Here is an 18590-nt window from a genome sequence, read left to right on the forward strand (position 1 = left end):
GCCTGTAGTTTATGTTTTGCCCAAGCCTATCAGATTTGGCCCGGGCCGCGAAGCCTTATGCGCGGGTAAACCGTGCCGCAAGCTCGATATGTGCCGACCAGCGGAACTGATCGACCACGATCACGTCATCCAGCGCAAAGCCCACCTGCAAAAGCCGCTCGGCATCGCGCGCAAAGGTTACGGGGTTGCACGAGACATAAACCAGATTGGCTAGGTTTGAGGTGGCAATCTCGCCCACCTGCGCCTCGGCCCCCGCGCGGGGCGGGTCCAGCACAACGGCGTCATAGCGGTTGATCTCATCGGGCAGGAGCGGGCGGCGGAACAGATCGCGGGCCTCGTGGCTGACCTTTTTCAGCCCTTGGGCGACGCGCCAACCCTTATCCATCGCGGCGAGCATATCGGCCTCGCCCTCCACCGCATGCACCTCTGCCCCTAGCGCCAAAGGCAAGGTGAAGGTCCCACAGCCCGCGAACAGATCGGCGATCTTATTCGCGCCAGCAGTCGCCTTACGGACAAAAGCCACTAAGGCGGCTTCACCCTCTGCCGTGGCTTGCAAAAATGCGCCGGGCGGCGGCGTGATGCGGGCGGGGCCAAAGCTTTGCAGCGCGGGGCGGCGCGCGGCGATGGTTTCCCCATTCCAGCTCAGCCGCGCCAAATCGTGTTCCTCAGCCAGCCGGGCAAGGTCTTGGAAAAGCGCTGGCTCCATGTCTTTGCCGCCCGTGGCAGCGACCTCAACGCCTGCTTCCGACAGCGTCAGCGCAAAAGACACCTCCCCCTTGCGGGAGGCCCCCAGCACCGTCGCGGCATTCAGCGCAGGCAGGGTAGCAAGCAGTTCGGGTCGCAAAATCTGGCAGTTCGGGACCTCCACCACCGTGTCAGAGGCGCGGGCATGAAAGCCGACTAGGCTGCCCTTCTTCGTGCGCCTTCCTGAAAAGCTGGCACGGCGGCGCGAAAGGGGGGGAGAGGTTTCGATCGCGCGCACCTGCGCCGCGATCCCACGGGCGGCGAGTGCGTTTTCCACCACCTCTGCCTTCCAGCGTTCGACAAAGCTGTTTGAGGCATGTTGCAACACGCAGCCGCCGCAGGCGCGGTAATGCGGGCAGGGGGCTTTTACCCGCTCTGGCGAGGCGGTGACAATGCTCGGGGCCGCGATCCGGCCCGCCTCGACGGTGCCGTCCACCACTTCACCAGGCAGGGCCATCGCCACATACACGCGCCCTTCGGCACCTTGCGCGATACCATCGGCATGCACGGACAAACGCTCGATCTCATAGGGCATGGGCGGGCCTCCTTGCGGGGCAGATAGCGCAAGCCCCGCCGCAGGCCAAGCCTATTGCGCGGCCTCGATGCTTTCCACCTCTTCGCCGCCGCCTTCATCTTCGTCGGTGCCAATGAAGCCGCCCGATTGGCGGTTCCAGTAGCGCGCATAAAGACCCTGTTCCGCCAGAAGTTCGCTATGCGAGCCCTGTTCGACGATCTGCCCAGCATCAAGCACCACGATCCGGTCCATTTCCGCAATGGTCGAAAGCCGGTGTGCGATGGCCAGCACCGTTTTGCCCTCCATCACCCGATGCAGCGCTTGCTGGATTTGCGCCTCCACCTCGCTATCAAGGGCCGAGGTCGCCTCATCCAGCACCAAGATCGGCGCGTTTTTCAAAAACGCCCGGGCAAGCGCAATCCGCTGCCGCTGCCCGCCCGAGAGCTTCACGCCGCGCTCGCCGAGCGCCGCATCATAGCCTTTCTTGCCGGTGTGATCGACCAGCCCCAGAATGAACTCATGCGCCTCGGCGGCTTTAGCGGCGGCAATCATTTCCTCTTCCGTCGCATCGGGGCGGCCATAAAGGATGTTCTCGCGCGCGGAGCGGTTAAACATAGCGGTTTCTTGCGTGACCATGCCAATCTGGCGGCGCAGGCTTTCTTGTGTGACGCTGCGCAGGTCATGGCCATCAATCAAAACAGCGCCTTTTTCAGTGTCATAGAGCCTTAAAAGCAGCGACACGAGGGTCGATTTCCCGGCACCAGAGGCCCCCACAATACCGATCCGCTCGCCCGGCGTAATGGTGAGGTGCAGGTCTTCCACCCCACCCGTTTTGCGCCCATAAGCAAAGCTCACATGATCAAAGCGGATCTCGCCCTTGACCCGTTCAAGGCTCTGCGCGCCCGGCGCATCGGTGATGTCATGCGCGGGGGTAAGGGTGCGCATCCCGTCTTCGACCTCGCCCACATTGGACCAAAGCGACATCAAAGATTGCGAGACCCAGCCCGACATTTGCGTGATCCGCATCGCGACCGCGCCCGCGGCGGCAATATCGCCCGCCGTGGCCTCGCCGCGCCGCCACATCAAAAGCGCGCCGCCCACCAGCAAAATCGGCAACAGGCCCGAGAAGGTGATCTGGCTTAGCCGATACCAGGTTGAGGTGATGCCAAACCGTTCTGCCGCCGCGCGAAAGCCCTGCATCGCGCCCAAGGCGGCTTGGTCTTCATGGCTGGCATGGGCAAAAAGCTTCACCGTTTTGATATTGGTGATCGTGTCAACAACTTGGCCCGTGACCATCGCGCGGGCCGAGGCGCGGGCTTTCGATCGCCCCCGCACATGCGGCAGGAAAGCCCGGATCAAGAGCAAGTAAAACACCAGCCAAACGCCCAGTGCGAGCGCGCCAATCGTGTCTATTCCAGCCAAAAGGAAGACCGAGCCGATGATGGAGGCGAGCGCAAAGAACACCGTTCCGATGATTTCGGTCACCACATCGGTGACGGCGCGGGCGGTCTGCATTTGCTTTTGCGCGATGCGGCCCGCGAAGTCGTTGTCAAAGAAAGTGACGGCATGGCCCATCGTCCAGCGGTGCAGGCGCGAAAGCACCTGCGGCATCAGATTGGGCGCGACCAGCATGTTTGACGACCACGTGGAAAAGCCAAAGGAGGCCGGGCGGATCACGAGGTAAAACACCACGAAGGCCACCAGAAGCCACAGATGTTGGCTGCCATATGTGGCCGGGTCTGCCTCCACGATGGAATCGATCACCAACCCCAAAAGCCAAGCCGCGCCCACCTCCATCGTGCCCGCAAGGGCCGAGGCGACGGCGGCCACCGCCACCACGGGCCAAGCACCGCGCAGGCACCAACGCAGGAAAGACAGCAGGCGCTGCGGGGGAGGCCCCTCGGCGGGGGTGAAGGCGTTGATCATGGGAATTCCTTTCGGCGTCACCATATAGCGGGCGGTGCCGGAAGGGAAAGGTCAGCCAAGGTCGCGCAAAAGCGCTTCGCGCGTTAGCGTAAAGCCCGAGGCAATCCAGCGGGTTTCAAGGTCGCGCAGCTGCGCCCCCAAGGCGGGGCCGGTGAACGCGGGCATCAGGTCTTTGGCGGTGATGGGGAAGCGCTGGGCGGCTCCAAATTCGACCCTATTCCAGCTGGATTCGGCTATTTCTTGTCCCATCAGCGCGGCGCGAATGAGGAGCGCATCGCGAGCATCTGCCTGCCCATAGCGGTAGCCAAGCGCCGCGTCTGAGCCGAGATCCCCCAGCGCCGCACGCAGTTTCTCAAGCCGCTTGGCCTCCGCTTTGGAAAGCCGCAAGCGTTCGGCCGCGTCCGTTCCGCCCAAACAGGCCAGTCGGCGCAGTGGGTCGGGCGCAAGGCCCGCCTCCAGATGCACCAAGGGGGCAAGGGTTTTGGCATCCGCACCCGGCAGAACCTGCGCCAAAACCCCGCAAGCGGCCATCGCCGCTACGGCGGGAGCCGGGTCTGGCGCGGCCAGCAATTTGCGCATTTCATGGCCGATACGTTCGCGCGAAAGCGTCTCTATTCCAGCGGAATGTTGCGCACAGGCGGCCAAACCTTCGGCATCCATGCCAAGCGCGGGGTCGCCATACCAAGCGGTGAAACGGAAGAAGCGCAGGATGCGCAGGTAGTCTTCTTCGATCCGTGCGGCGGGGTCGCCCACAAAACGCAGGTGGCGGGCTTGCAGATCGGCCAAACCCTCGCCCAACGGGTCGAGCACGGTGCCATCGGCGCGGGCGTACAGCGCGTTCATGGTGAAATCGCGCCGCGCGGCATCTTCGGCCACATCGGTGGAAAAGGCCACCGTCGCATGGCGGCCAAAAGTCTCTATATCACGGCGAAAGGTGGTGACCTCGTGCGGCTGGTGATCGACCACCAAGGTCACGGTGCCATGCTCGATGCCGGTGGGCACGGCTTTGATGCCGGCACCTTTGGCCAGTTCCAAAACCCGGTCCGGTGTCGCATCGGTGGCAATGTCGATATCGGAAACAGGCTCGAATAGAGCCGCATCGCGCACACAGCCGCCCACCAAGAGTGCCTGATGCCCACCCGCCTCAAGCACGCCCAGCACACGCTGGACATGAGGTTGAAACAGCCAGTCTGCTTGCAGTTTCATGGGGTGAGCCGCTCGGTCAGCCCGCGCAAGATCCGCGCAGTTGCGCCCCAGATGTAATAAGGGCCAAGCGGGGCGACGTAATAGGCGCGCATTTTCCCGCGCCAGCGGCGTTGTTCGACGCGGAAGCTTTGCCGCGTCAGATGCGCAAACGGCACGGTGAAAATCTCGTCCACTTCACCGGCCTCTGGGCGCGGGGTGAAGGGGGCGGTGATGCGCGCAATCACCGGAGTGACAAGGAAGCCCGTCACCGTCTCATGCGGCTCTAATGTGCCCAAAACCTGCACATGGCCGCGCGGCAGGGCGATCTCTTCCTCGGCCTCGCGTAGGGCTGCGGCCAGGGGGCCGCTGTCGTCTGGATCGACCTTGCCACCCGGAAAAGCGATCTGCCCCGGATGGTGGCGCAGATGCGAAGCGCGTTTGGTGAGGTAAAACCTTAGCCCTTGGGGCGTTTCCGCAAACGCCACCAAAACCCCCGCAGGTCGCAGCACCCGATTTTCGGGCAAGACCATCTCGGGGTTCAGGTCATGATCTGACGAGGCCCGCCCCGGCCTTGCCAAGGCGGCAAGGAGCGGGGCGAACGGATCAGGCATCATCTGCCTCTTTCGGCGAGCCATCGGGGTTTTTCACCGCTTCAAAGCCAAGCGAGAGCGGATCAAACACGTAATGCGCGCCGCAGAACTGGCAATCGGCGGTCACTGTGCCCTCTGCCGTGGTCATGTGGCGGATGTCTTTAGCCGAATAGATCGACAAGCTTGTGCGCACGCGATCCTCAGAACAGGTGCAGCCAAACTCGACCTTTTGCGCATCAAAGATGCGGGGCTCTTCTTCATTGAAGAGCCGCACCAAAAGATTGGTCAGCCCGACCGAGGGGCCGGTGAGTTCCATTTCCTCGACCGTATCAAGCAGCACATTCGCCCGCGTCCAATCTTCATCGGCCGCGCCCGACAAAATATCGGAGTGGCGCAGCAGGCCGCCCTCGCCCGAGCCTTCTCGCGCGGCAACGGGACTTGCGGGCATCATTTGCAGCATCACGCCACCGGCACGCCAATGCTCGCCCTGCCCCGGCTCGGTCGAACGGCCAAAGGCCAATTGGAACCGGGTCGGCAGTTGCTCGGATTGCGCAAAATAGGTTTCGGCGCAGTGGGCAAGCGAACCGCCATCAAGCGGCGTCATGCCTTGATAGGGAAGGGTGCCCTCGCCTTGGTCGATCAGCACGGCCAGATACCCTTCACCAATTTCGGCAAAGGGATCGGCGGCGTTTTCATTGAGCCGCTCGGCATCATAGCTCGCCCAAGCCCGCATGCGGGCGGGCGCGCCTTCTTCGGCGGGGGCATAGTAATCGGTGGCCAAAATCCGCACCGGGCCTTTGCCGCGCACTTGAAGCGACAGCTTCCAGCGCAGTTTCATCGTTTGCCCGATGAGCGCGGTCAAAAGCGCCACCTCGGCCACCAGCCCTTCGACAAGGGCGGGGTAGTCGTGCTGGCGCAGCACGTCTTCCAGCACGCCATCAAGTCGCGCGATACGGCCACGCACATCGGCGCGGTCAAGCTGGAACGGCAGGACGGTGTCGTCCCAAACGATATCAGTAAACGAGGTCATAACATTCCCGGGGGTTTTCGTTCAGCCCTTGGGCTGGCATATCGTGCCTATATGGTGGGGGCAACCGCTCGGCCAAGGGGTGAGGGGGCGAAAATGCGTCGTTTCGGAGAAAGTCTGGTCCGCGGGCAGCACTACAAGGCGCGTCCGGGGGCCTATGCGGTGCTGATGCGGGGGGATCGGTTCTTGGTTACGCATCAAGAAGAGCCTGTACCGGAGTATCAATTGCCGGGCGGTGGCATTGATCCGGGCGAGGGGCCGCTCGCCGCGCTGACCCGCGAAGTTTACGAGGAAACCGGATGGGGCATCACCGGCGCGCGGCGTTTGGGGGCCTATCGGCGCTTCACCTACATGCCTGAATACAATCTATGGGCGGAAAAAATCTGCCACATCTATCTTGCGCGGCCCACACTTCAGCGCAGCGCCCCTACCGAAAAGGGTCATACAGCCGTTTGGTTGGATGGAGAAACCGCGCTCCAATGTCTCGCAAATGAAGGCGATCGGTACTTTATGGCCCAAATCTGGCGAAAATAGGGCCAAAATGCGGTGCAAATAGTCCACACTTGTGCCGACATGGGTCTGAATTACGACATATGGGCAAGTTCACGCTAGCCTTAAGAGCCAATTTCAGCTAATGGTTTAAAAGAGCAGCAGCAGAATATCCGGCCAAAAGAGCCGGAACTATCGAGGCGGAGCAGTACAATGGTAAAGTCGGTGAACTTTGCCGTCCGTAATTCTATGGGCGGTGTAACGCGTGGTGTCGTGGCGGGCGACGGCGCAAGCGACTTCATTCAGGTTGGCAGCGGCGATGAAATCTCGCTCAACCTGCGCAAAACCAACATTCTTAAATACACGCGCGACGGCGATGATTTGCAAATCACGCTTGTTGATGGGCGCACCATTACGCTGTCGGGCTTCTTTGATGCCAATGCACAGCTTTATGTCTCTGCCGATGGTGAATTGACCGCTGTGACGCTCGATGATGGCGGCGATGGCGTGATTTACGCGGGCTATGGCCGGGTCGAAGTGATCGGCAAATGGAGCCCGAACGACCAATTGGCCTTCCTTGATGGTGATGACATCATCGGTCCGGCCGTTGACGACGATACCACCGGCATGGCGATGTTTGCGCCTTTGGCGGGTCTTGGCGCTGCGGGCGCTGCTGGGGCGGGCCTTCTTGGTCTTGGCCTTATTAATGGCGGTGGCGGCGGTGGCGGCGGTGGCAGCCAAACGATCATTCCAACCGTGGATGACCCCGATGCGGAAACCACGCTGACCACGAATACTGTTGACCCCTCGGCCACTGTGTCGGGCACGGGGGAAGAAGGGTCCACGGTTGAGGTGGTTTTGGGCGACCAAACGCAGACCACGACGATTGGCCCTGACGGGACTTGGTCGGTGACCTTTGAAGACACCACCTTCCCCTCGGATGGTGATCTTGAGGCGGTGGTCTATGTGACCGCGCCGGATGGCACCCCCTATGAGCTGGATGGTCCGGGCTTCCTGATCGATATGACGCCGCCTGATGTGGCGATCACCGAAGGGGCGGTTTCCACGGGCGATGTGGAAAACTTTGCCGAATACCAAGACGGGGTCACTATTCGCGGCACCGGCGAGATTGGTGCGACGATCTCTGTCACGATTGACAGCTACGAACACACCACGACGGTCGATGGAAATGGCGAATGGGAAGTTACTTTCCTGACCTCGGAATTGCCGGATGGGGAATATACCAAGAATATGGTCGTCACGGCGACCGATCCGCTTGGTAACGTCACCACGCTCAATGACGCGGTGCAAGTGGACACCGAGGCCTCTGTTGCCTTCTCCGGCGCATCTGTCACTGCCGATGATGTGGTGAACGCGGCCGAAGCAACGAATGGTTTCACGCTTACGGGTACGTCTGAGGCCGGGACCAAATCGGTGACGGTGACGCTTGATGGCAATAGCTATGCTGCGACCGTCGATGCAAATGGTGACTGGACGGTGACGCTGAGCAATGTCGCGCTCGGCACGGGGGACCGGACTGCGACTGTCACCGCAGTTGACGCTTATGACAACGTCAGCACGACGGTGTCGAAAGTGATCACCTTCGACACCGAGGCCTCTGTTGCCTTCTCCAGCGCGTCTGTCACCGCCGATGATGTGGTGAATGCGAGCGAGGCGACGAATGGTTTCACGCTTACGGGCACGTCTGACGCCGGAACCAAATCGGTGACGGTGACGCTTGATGGCAATAGCTATGCCGCGACCGTCGATGCGAATGGGGACTGGACGATCACGCTGAGCAATGTCGCGCTCGGCACGGGTGATCGGACTGTGACCGTGAGCGCGATTGACGCTTATGACAACGTCAGCGCGACTGTCTCGAAGGTGATCAGCTTCGATACCGAGGCATCCGTGGCTTTCTCCAGCGACTTGGTCACTGCCGATGATGTGGTGAACGCAACCGAAGCCGCGAATGGCTTTTTGCTTTCGGGCACCGCAGAGGCTGGTTCAACCTCGGTCGTCGTGACGTTGAATGGGGTCGACTATCCGGCGACTGTCAATAGCGCCACCGGCGATTGGACTGTCACGGTCTCTGGCGCGGGGCTTGGCACCGGCACGCATACGGCCACCGTTGTAGCAACCGATGCTTATGGCAACACCAGCCCGATCGCGTCGAAAGATATCGAATTCGACGTCGAAGCCTCTTTGGCTTTTGATGCCACGCAATCGGGTAGCGATAACCTGATCAGCGGGGCAGAGCGGACTGCCTCGGGTGGCGTGCAGTTGACCGGTACCGCCGATAAAGGTGCAACCGTCACGGTGTCTTTTGCCAATGGCACGCATACGGTCACCGCTGATGCCCAAACAGGGGCATGGGTGGCAACCTTCTCTTCGACCGAGATCCCGGCGGGCACCTACACGGCGACCGCGACAGCGACCACGAATGACGGGGCGGGCAATACCGCGACCGCGAGCCATGCGATTTCGGTCGATACCGAGGCTTCGGTGGCGTTTTCGGGCTTGCCTGTCGCCATTGATGACATTGTCAACGGGGCGGAAGCCGCCGCGGGCTTTACGCTTTCCGGCACGGCCGATCCGGGCTCGACCTCTGTGGTGGTGACGCTGAACGGGCAGACTTACAATGCGGTGGTGCAGCCCAATGGGAGCTGGACAGCGACGCTGAACGGTGTTGCCCTTTCGAAAGGCACCTATACCGCAACGGCGGTGGCAACCGATGAATATGGCAACGTTAGCCAGCCCGCGTCGCGCAGTGTCGAATTTGACCCGTCGACTTGGGCGCGTATCGACGCGAGCCAGTCGGGCAGCGATAACCTGATCAGCGGTGCCGAGCGGCTTTCGGGGGGTGGCGTCCAACTCACGGGGACCGCAGAGGCGGGCGACAGTGTCGAGGTCAGCTTTGGCACTGGTAAGCATGTGGTGACGGCTGGGGCAAACGGGGTTTGGGTTGCCTTCTTCAGCACGAGCGAAATTCCCACTGGCACCGGCACCTACATGGCAACGGCTGTTGCGACCGATGCGGCGGGTAATACCGCGACCGCGAGCCATTCGATCAGCGTGGATACGGAAGTCGTTAATCTGACCCACACCACGACGACAGCGGGTGTTGATGGCGTCGTAAACTATGTCGAAGGGCTGAATGGTCTTGCTGTCAGCGGCACGGTTGAGGCCGGGTCGCAGGTTTGGGTGCGGTTGGGATCGGGTGCAGAATATCAGGCCACGGTGACCGGCACGACCTGGACGGCAAATATTCCCTTCAGCGAATTGCCCACGGTTGAAACCTCTGGGACGCTGAGCGTGCGGGCCGTTGATTACTATGGCAACACCGCCTCGCAATCGAGCACGGTCGACTTTGACCCGCTGGTACGCAACTTTACGGTGTCGCCCTTGGTGACGAGCGACAATATCGTCAACGCGCAAGAAGCCGAAGACGGGTTCCAGATCACGGGTACCGTTGAGGCGGGCTCGAGAGTGATTGTTTCGCTGATCGACCCCGTTACGAAAGGGGTGATCGCAACGGAGGAAGCCACGTTTAGCAGCAGCGAAAACTGGGCTGCCACTTTTGATACCGCCGCTCTGACTGGCACCAGCGGCACGGTCAATTACTCCGTGACGGCCTATGACGCGGCGGGCAACATGACGCAAACGTCGGGGACGGATAGCTTCAGCTATGACCTGACCCCGCCGGACAGCCCGAATGTGGAAGCCGTCACCTACCGAACCTCGGATAACGCGGTGGTCGGAATTGGGCTCGATGACACGGCCGAAACCACTTACCAGCTTTCGGCGGTGGCCGAAGATGGAACGGTGAGTGCGCTTGCCGCGAGCTCAAGCGATGGCTACGCCTATGCGTTCCGCTCGACACCTGTGCCGGATGGGTCCTACCTTGTGGTGACCGATCACGACACGGCGGGCAACACCACCTCAACCCTGCTGTTGGCCACCAACGATGCGAGCAACACGACCACGGTCACCTTGGATCTGAGCCGCGATGGCTTGAGTGATTTTGACTTCGGCACAATTGACCTGACCGCGGCCAAAACCGACCTCACCATCACCGATACCCAGATCGAGGCGATCACCGGGGCGGGCAATGATCTCTATGTCAAAGGCGACAGCGGGGATCATGTCACGCTCCAAGACGCCACGGATACGCATCAAAACACCGTGGTCGATGGGCATACCTACAGCCTCTACACGCTTGGCGCAGATGGCGAGCGCCTTTGGGTCGATGACGCGATCACCAATTTGACGATTTAAGGGGATCGTGATGACCCGGACAGGCGCAGCGCCGCGGCTCCGGGCTAGGACACTGGCCCGGATCACTGTGGCAACACTGGTTGCAGCGGGTTTGAGCGGCTGCATGGAGGGAACGCCGTTTCCCACCGGTCGCTCGGCCTTCAGCCCCTCCAGCATGGGGCTGATGCCGGGCCAACCCGGCACGACCAAACAAACCTCGGCGATTATTGCCGATCTGGCGGGGCGCGACTCTGCCTTGGCGAGCGCTGGGCCTTATGCGCAAATCTCGCAAGCGGTGCTGACCGATGCCAAAGGCACGGCCAAAGCCGAATTGCGGGTGGCACGGCTGACGGCGCAGGCGAAATCGAGGAACTGGCTGCCGCAGGTGGGGCCGAGCCTGAGCCTCAACTCGCTGGGCGATCTTGCCGCGCGGATTTTGGTGGAGCAGGTGCTGTGGGATAATGGCGCCAAGCGGGCCGAGCGCGACTATGCCGCCGCCGATGTGGAGGTGGCCGCAGTCAGCCTGTCGACGGAAATGAACGACACCGTCGCGACCGGGTTGAAAGCCTATATCACCGCTTTGAAGGCGCGCGAACAAGCGGCGGTCGCGGAACGCTCTGCGGCCAAGCTTGGCGATTACAACCACATCATGCGTCAGCGTGTTGAAGGTGGCTTGTCAGACGGTTCGCAAGCGCGGGTGTTGCGTCAAAAGCTGATCGAAATGCAGGCCACGGCGCAGGCGGATCGGGACAGCGCGCAGGCGGCAATGGCGCAGTTGCAATCCATGACGGGGCAACCGCTTGAGGGGCTCACCGGGCTGAGCGATATTGATCTGCCCGAAATCCTTCCTGATGCGCTCGCCGTCACTAAGGCGCAGGCCGAGGCCGGGCGCACCGAGGCGGAAGCGAAAATGGCCCGCGCTGGGCATCTGCCGGATGTCTCCGCGCAGGCTTCGGTTGGGCAAGGAAAGCCTTCGGTTGGCTTGGCGGTTGGGGTCGAGCAGATGCTGGGCTTTGGAACGCTTGATACGCTGGCCGCCGTCGATGCCTCGAAAGAGGCGGCTTTCGCCCGCATCGCTAAGGCGAAACAGGATGATGTGCAGCAGGTGGCCACGTTACGCGCACGAATGAACGCCCTTCAGGCCAAGGCGGCACGCGACGCGCAAGTGGTTGAACAAACCGAGGCTGGTCTCGAAATGTTCACCGAGCAATATCGCATGGGGCGCAGAACATTAATGGAACTTGTGTCCATGTATGAGACCTATGCGCAAATGGCGCATGCCCAAGCCGGACTAAAATACGACATAGCGTTAATAAAGCTGGAAATCGCTCGCCAACACGGGATATTGATAGACGGGAGTAGTATCTGACAAGGTGTAGGGGTTATTGGCTGATCGCGTTATAGCGTTTGACATTAACGCGGCTCGCGTCAGCGGGGCCGCTGAAGGGGTGCGCCCAAAGCCTGCCCTCGCCCCCACGGCAGAGTCAAAAACACCTCGGCGCGCGAAGGCACGGTCTGAACTGGCGGCAGCCTATGCCGGGCTTTTGGGCGCGCAAGTGCCCGCGGCAGATATCCTTGAACAGATGCTTTTGGCGGTGGGAGAAGCCAGCGCCGCTGTGACTGGGGCCTCGAATGACGAGGTGCAGCCCGAACATATTGCCGCTGTGCTCCGCGTTGCGGGGATGACTGCGGCGGTCGAGCAGATCGACCGGCTTTCGCCCGGGCAATGGCCAGCGCTTGCGCAGATGACCTCGGGCCAATTGGTCTTGGTGATCGGGCAAGAGCACGACACGCTTTTTGTCTATGACAAGACCTGCCCCGATCAGCGCGCAGAAGTGCCGCTTGAGGATTTCGCCCCCTTCTTCTCGGGCAAGATCATCCGTGCGCGGACCTCGCTCAAGCAGCTTGAACAGCGCCACGCGCCTGCGACCAGCACAGAGCATTGGTTTTGGGGCGCGTTCAAGGCGCAGCGCCGCGCCTTTGCGGAGGTGGCGGTTGGCTCGTTCTTTGCCAATATCTTGGCCGTCTCCGTCGCGATGTTCTCGATGCAGGTTTACGACCGCGTCATCCCGCATAAATCGGAATCCACGCTTTGGGTGTTAGCGCTCGGTGCCATGCTGGCGCTGGTGCTGGAAATGGCGCTGAAATTGGCGCGGTCTGGGTTGATGGATCTGTCTGGCCGTAAGATTGAGCTCACCGTGCAAAGCCTGCTGATGGATCGTCTTTTGGGGATGAAGGCGGCTCCGGGGCGGCGCTCGCCCAGCCAGCTGTTTTCAGCGATGCGCGAATTTTCTTCGGTGCGGGAGTTCTTTACCGCCTCCACGATCGGCACCTTGGCCGATATTCCCTTCATTTTCATCTTCTTGCTTTTGGTGGCCAGCATCGGTGGCAACCTTGTTTGGGTGCTGGCCTTGGGTGCGGTGCTGATGGTGTTGCCCGGCTTCTTCATGCAAAAGAAGATGATCGAGATCACCAAATCCACCCAAGGGGCCTCTATGCGGGCGGCCAAGCTGCTGCACGAGGCGATTTATGAGCATGAAACGGTTTCGACCCAGCGCGGCAATGATCGGTTCAAGCGGATCTGGGAAGAGCTTTCCACCCTTTCGGCGGTAAAATCCTCTGAAAGCCGCAAGCTCGCCTCGGCGCTCACCTATTGGGCGCAGATGGTGCAACAGGGCACCTATTTGGCCGCCGTGGTCTTTGGCACTTATATGGTCTTCGCGGGTGAGTTCACCGTGGGGGCGATCATCGCCATCGGGATTTTGACCTCGCGCACGCTGGCGCCGCTTACGCAATTGGCGGGCACTTTGGCGCGTTGGGCCAATGTGAAAGCCGCGCTTGATGGGCTGGATGCCATTGTCTGTGCCGATCAGGTGCAGGCCGAAAGCCGCAGCTATTTGCGGGCCGAGGCGATTGAGGGCGAGTTTGAACTGCGCGGGCTTGAGTTCAAATATGATGCCGACGGCGCAACCAATATCGACATTGCCAGCCTGCGCGTTCCCGCCGGGCAGCGTGTGGCGATTTTGGGCGCGAATGGTTCGGGTAAATCGACCCTATTGCGGCTTTTGGCCGGGGTTTACGAACCCAGTTCCGGGCGGATTTTGCTTGATGGGGTGGATCTGGGGCAATTGCACCCGCGCGATCTGCGCCGCTCGGTGGGCTATTTGAGCCAAGATGTGCGGCTGTTTTCCGGCACGTTGCGCGACAACCTGAACCTGACGCAGCTCGAACGCGATGAAGAGCGGCTTTATCAGGCGCTCGACTTTGCGGGTCTTGGCCCGTTCCTGCGCGCCCATCCGCGTGGGCTCGACCTTGAAATCCGCGATGGCGGCGAGGGGCTTTCGGTTGGGCAGCGTCAGTCGATTGGTTGGGCGCGGTTGTGGTTGCAAGACCCCTCTGTCGTTTTGCTCGATGAACCGACGGCCTCGTTGGATACCACGCTGGAAACCACGCTTGTGAGCCGCCTTGATACTTGGCTCACAGGGCGCACGGCGATTATTGCCACGCATCGGGTGCCGATCTTGTCGCTGACCACGCGCACGCTGATCTTGCAAAATGGCCGGATGGCCGTGGATGGCCCGCGTGATGCGGTGCTCGCGCATCTGACCAAGGCGAAGGCCGGGGCAGGGCAATGACCACGGTGGACCCCAGCGCGGTTTTGACCGCCGCGCGGAAGATGAGCCTGACAATCTGGATTGTGGTGGCGACGGTGGTTTTGTTCCTCGGCTGGTCGGCGATTGCCTCGGTCGATCAGATCGTGCGCGGCCCGGGCGAGATTGTCTCTTCATCGAAGCCGCAGATCATCCAAAACCTTGAAGGCGGCATTTTGGCGGAGCTCAACGTCTCGGAAGGCGAAGAGGTGGAGCCGGGGCAACTGCTTGGGCGGTTGCACGACACGTCTTACAAGGCGCAGGTGGATGATTTGCGCGCGCAGATCGCGGCGCTCGAAATCCGCCAGTTGCGCCTTGAGGCGGAGATGAATGGCTTTGATGCTTTTGAAGCCAGCATCGAACAAGAAGAGCTTGTGCCCGAGATCGTGAAATCGGAAAGCGCGCTTTTGACGGCGCGGTTGAGCGATTTCCAATCCCGCAAAGCGGGGGCTGCGGCGGTGCTGGAACAAGCCCGCGCCGAGCGGGATCTTATGGAGCGGATGTATGAAAAGGACATTGCCCCGCTGATTGATGTGACGAAGGCGCGCAAAGGCTTTTCGGATGCCGAGGCGCAACTCAATGACATCATCACCAAGGTGGAGTTGGAGCGCGCGGCGGAATATTCCGATACGCTCGACAAGCTTGGCACGTTGCGCCAACAGCTGAAACTCTCGCAAGATCAGTTGGAACGCACCCTTCTGACCTCGCCGATGCGGGGCGTGGTCAACAAGCTTTCGGTCACCACCATCGGTGGCGTTGTGCGCCCGGGCGAAGAGATCATGCAGATCATCCCGCTCGATGAAGAACTGTTCATTGATGCGCAAATCGCGCCCAAGGACATCGCCTTTGTGAAGGTTGGCCAAGACGCGACGATCAAGCTTTCCGCCTATGATTACACGATCTATGGCAGCCTTGAGGGAAAGGTGCATTTCGTTTCGGCGGACACGTTCAAAGACGAACGCAAGCCCGATGCGCAGCCCTATTACAAGGTCACTTTGCGGGTGGATTTGGGGCATCTAACGGATCGCCAGCGCAGCTTTGACGTGCGCCCCGGCATGCAGGCCTCGGTCGAGTTGCACACGGGCGAGAAGACGATTTTGAATTACCTGCTCAAGCCGCTTTACAAATCGCGCGAGGCGCTGCGGGAGCCTTAATCAAGGTTTTCTTTGGCACCGTCGAATTCAAAGAGCACGGCCGAGACATCATCGCTAAGCGCGTCGGACGAAAGCCGCTGCAATTCCCAATACATCGCATCCAGCAGGGCCTGTCCCCGCATGTCGCGGAAGTCATGCAGCAATTGCGAAAGCCCCTCTTCGGCGAGTTGTTCGCCGTTCGAAAGCTGGATTTCGGTGATCCCGTCAGAGCCGAGAAACAGCCGATCTCCCGGGTTCAGTTGCGTAGTGATGGTTTCGTAACTCGCCCCATCAATCAGGCCGACGGGCATGCCGCCATTGCCCAAGAACTCGACCGTGCCATTGGCGCGGAGCACCGCCGGGTGCGGATGGCCCGCCTGCACCAGCGAGGCTTGGCCGGAGATAAGGTCCACATCGGCATAGATCAGCGTGAAGTAGCTATCGGTCTGCATTTCCTCAAGCACCAGCGCATTGAGGTAGCCCGCCAATTCCGCAGGATCACGCGCATCGTAGATGCCGTATTCCGTTTGAATAAGCGCGATGTTTTGTTCCGGCGAGGAGCCAGACAGATAGCCCGCAAGCCGCGCCGTCATCATGGCGGAGGTGATGCCGTGGCCCGACACGTCGATCCCGTAAAGCGCGACGCGCCGCGCATTGATCGGGAAAAATCCAACAAGATCACCGCCGACATGGCCCGAGGGGCGCAGCGTCAGCGATACCTGTGCATTGCCGAAGCAGCGGAATCGTTCCTGCACAAGGCTTTGCTGTAGTTTGCGCGCCTCGACCAGATCACGGTCGATTGAGTCGTAAACTGTGCGCAACTCTTCCAGTGCGGATGACAGGAGCCGGTTCTTCTCCTTCATCTCTTGTTCCATGGTCAGGATGCGCTCGCCCGCAGTGAGTCTGGCCCGCAACTCGTCGCCATTGACCGGCTTGGCCAGAAAATCATCGGCCCCGCTTTGCAGCCCTTCTGCGACGTCATTTTTGTCTGATTTGGAGGTCAGCAAGATGAAATAGCCGTAGCCTTTACGGTCCATCTCACGGAATTTCTTGCAAAATTCGATCCCGGTCATGCCATCCATGACCCAGTCCGACAATACGAAATCCGGCTCTGTTTCTGCGCAGATCTCAAGCGCCTCTTCGCCGCTTTCGGCCTCAAGCACCGTGTAGCCCGCGCGGGTTAGTTGGGCGGAAAGAATGCGTCGACTCATCCGACTGTCGTCCACCACAAGCACACAGCGCGGGCGCCCAAGATCGGCGCCGCGGGAAGCAGGCTGGAGATGGTGCAGGCGTTCAGACACGAAATTCACCAATAGCAAAGTGACTGGAGAGTGGGGGAAGGAGTTTAAGAAGCGGTAAACGCCGTTTGTCTTGTTTTGCGTAACTTGCGGTGCGCACAACCTATCGGGGTACGGTCAATCCTCTGCAGAATCTCGGCACGCTGTTTGGCCCTAATTGCGGGCAAACATTGGATATGGGGCGCAGATTCCGGGCCAAAAAGCCGATTCCTGTTGCCCGACGCGGGCCCAGTCCTTTAAAGGTTCGGCGTTCGGTCGGACACGTTTTCGGCCAAAACGCATGCGCCGCGGGTGTCGGAACCCGGCTAAGGCAGAGCAGCTGGGAGAGCGAACCTATGCATGAACTCAATCTGACAGGAAGTATGTTCGGGCTCCTGTCGGTCGTCATCTTTATAGGCGCCTATGTGCTTGTGGTGTTTGAAGAAGCCACGCATATGCGCAAATCGAAACCGGTGATGCTGGCCGCTGGCTTGATCTGGACTTTGATCGGGATCGCCTATGCGATGCACGGCATGTCGGATGAGGCGCATGAACATGCCACCCATATCGTTGAGGAATATGGCGAACTGTTCTTGTTCCTGCTGGTGGCGATTACCTATGTGAACACAATGGAAGAGCGCCGCGTTTTTGATGCGTTGCGCGCCAAGCTGATTGGCATGGGGCTGAGCTATCGCAAGCTGTTTTGGCTCACGGGCGTGCTCGCCTTCTTCCTTTCGGGCATCTTCGACAACCTGACCACCGCATTGGTGATGGGCGCTGTTGTGGTGGCCGTGGGCCGCTCCTCGGCGAAATTTGTCACGGTCGGCTGCGTGAACATCGTCGTGGCCGCCAATGCTGGCGGCGCTTTCACCCCGTTTGGTGACATCACCACGCTGATGGTTTGGCAAAAGGGCGTGATCGATTTCTTTGAGTTCTTCGTGATCTTCATCCCGTCGATGGTGAACTGGTTCGTGCCGGCTTTGATCATGTCGTTTGCGGTGCCTGCCGAATTGCCGCCGCCCGCGACCGATAACGCGCGCATGAAACCGGGTGGGCGCGTCGTGCTGATCTTGTTCTTGCTCACCATCGTTACGGCGATCAGCTTCAAGAACTTCCTGCATCTGCCGCCTGCGATGGGGATGATGATGGGTCTGGGCTATATGCAGATCTATTCCTACTTCCTCACCCGCAAGGGCAAGCGTTTGAAAGATTCGGAGCTGGTTCTGGATGCGTTCAAACTGTTTGAACGGGTCGAATGGGATACGTTGCTGTTTTTCTTCGGCATCATCTTTGCCGTGGGCGGGCTTGGCGTGTTGGGCTACCTCGACCTGCTCTCGACCGCGCTTTACGATGGTCTTGGGGCCACGGCTGCCAACATGATCCTTGGCGCGATGTCTGCCGTGGTCGACAACATCCCGCTGATGTTTGCCGTGCTGACCATGGAGCCTGAAATGAGCCATGGCCAATGGCTGCTGATCACGCTGACTTGCGGTGTGGGCGGTTCGCTTTTGTCGATTGGTTCGGCGGCGGGCGTGGCGCTGATGGGGCAGGCACGGGGCCATTACACGTTCTCGGGGCACCTGAAATGGAGTTGGGCGATTGCGCTTGGCTATTTCGCCTCGATCGGGGTGCACCTTGTGCTGAACGCGCATCACTTTGAGGTTGCTGCGAACGCGTTCTAAACGGCTCCGCAAGCGGATCATTTGGCCCGGGCTGACATGTGTTCAGCCCGGGCTTTTCTTTGTGCTGCGGTTTGGGCAGGAATCCGCGCAGTGGCCGGAGGCCGCGCCTTTGGGGG

The 18590-nt window shown here is 60.5% G+C and carries 12 protein-coding genes; 6 read left to right on the forward strand and 6 right to left on the reverse strand.

The window, feature by feature from the left end:
- Window positions 1-55: 55 nt before the first annotated feature.
- From CRO18_RS10905 to CRO18_RS10925, 5 genes are read right to left on the reverse strand one after another with little or no spacing between them, the layout of a single operon-like run.
- On the reverse strand, window positions 56-1279 hold the full coding sequence (locus CRO18_RS10905; RefSeq protein ID WP_097082121.1) for a class I SAM-dependent RNA methyltransferase: 1224 nt from the start codon (window positions 1277-1279) through the stop codon (window positions 56-58).
- Window positions 1280-1330: 51 nt separating this feature from the next.
- A complete protein-coding gene (locus CRO18_RS10910; protein WP_097082122.1) occupies window positions 1331-3184 on the reverse strand; it encodes an ABC transporter ATP-binding protein in 1854 nt (617 codons plus the stop codon).
- Window positions 3185-3235: 51 nt separating this feature from the next.
- Window positions 3236-4390: a CCA tRNA nucleotidyltransferase gene (locus CRO18_RS10915; protein WP_097082123.1), complete on the reverse strand. Its 1155-nt coding sequence runs from the start codon at window positions 4388-4390 to the stop codon at window positions 3236-3238.
- Window positions 4387-4980, reverse strand: a complete 594-nt coding sequence (locus CRO18_RS10920) for a CoA pyrophosphatase (RefSeq protein WP_097082173.1) — start codon at window positions 4978-4980, stop codon at window positions 4387-4389. The genes CRO18_RS10915 and CRO18_RS10920 overlap by 4 nt, the downstream gene beginning before the upstream one ends.
- The gene (locus CRO18_RS10925) at window positions 4973-5989 is read right to left on the reverse strand and encodes an Hsp33 family molecular chaperone HslO (RefSeq protein ID WP_097082124.1); all 1017 of its coding nucleotides are present in this window, start codon (window positions 5987-5989) and stop codon (window positions 4973-4975) included. Before CRO18_RS10925 ends, CRO18_RS10920 begins: the two co-directional genes overlap by 8 nt.
- A gap of 93 nt (window positions 5990-6082) precedes the next feature.
- Between CRO18_RS10925 and CRO18_RS10930 the strand changes: the two genes are divergently transcribed.
- The 5 genes from CRO18_RS10930 to CRO18_RS10950 all read left to right on the forward strand — a co-directional run bounded on the left by CRO18_RS10930 (window position 6083) and on the right by CRO18_RS10950 (window position 15536).
- A complete protein-coding gene (locus tag CRO18_RS10930; protein ID WP_076486246.1) occupies window positions 6083-6520 on the forward strand; it encodes an NUDIX hydrolase in 438 nt (145 codons plus the stop codon).
- A 168-nt stretch (window positions 6521-6688) separates the two neighbouring features.
- Complete coding sequence (locus CRO18_RS10935) at window positions 6689-10753, forward strand: Ig-like domain-containing protein (RefSeq protein WP_097082125.1); 4065 nt, start codon at window positions 6689-6691, stop codon at window positions 10751-10753.
- A gap of 10 nt (window positions 10754-10763) precedes the next feature.
- Entirely contained in the window at window positions 10764-12101 is a 1338-nt protein-coding gene (locus CRO18_RS10940) for a TolC family protein (RefSeq protein WP_097082126.1), read from the forward strand.
- Between the two features lie 16 nt (window positions 12102-12117).
- Window positions 12118-14367, forward strand: a complete 2250-nt coding sequence (locus tag CRO18_RS10945) for an ATP-binding cassette domain-containing protein (protein WP_097082127.1) — start codon at window positions 12118-12120, stop codon at window positions 14365-14367.
- Complete coding sequence (locus tag CRO18_RS10950; protein ID WP_097082128.1) at window positions 14364-15536, forward strand: HlyD family type I secretion periplasmic adaptor subunit; 1173 nt, start codon at window positions 14364-14366, stop codon at window positions 15534-15536. Before CRO18_RS10945 ends, CRO18_RS10950 begins: the two co-directional genes overlap by 4 nt.
- Here the strand turns inward: CRO18_RS10950 and CRO18_RS10955 are convergent.
- Window positions 15533-16825 (reverse strand): PP2C family protein-serine/threonine phosphatase, encoded by a 1293-nt coding sequence (locus tag CRO18_RS10955; RefSeq protein WP_373455195.1) that lies wholly within the window; start codon window positions 16823-16825, stop codon window positions 15533-15535. The genes CRO18_RS10950 and CRO18_RS10955 overlap by 4 nt on opposite strands.
- Before the next feature lie 350 nt (window positions 16826-17175).
- On the opposite strand from CRO18_RS10955, the gene nhaD reads away from it, so the two are divergent.
- The gene (nhaD, locus tag CRO18_RS10960) at window positions 17176-18474 is read left to right on the forward strand and encodes a sodium:proton antiporter NhaD (protein ID WP_249276047.1); all 1299 of its coding nucleotides are present in this window, start codon (window positions 17176-17178) and stop codon (window positions 18472-18474) included.
- The last annotated feature ends 116 nt before the right edge of the window (window positions 18475-18590 follow it).

Origin of the sequence: Rhodobacter sp. JA431 (assembly GCF_900217725.1) — a bacterium.
Lineage (GTDB): Bacteria > Pseudomonadota > Alphaproteobacteria > Rhodobacterales > Rhodobacteraceae > Rhodobacter > Rhodobacter aestuarii.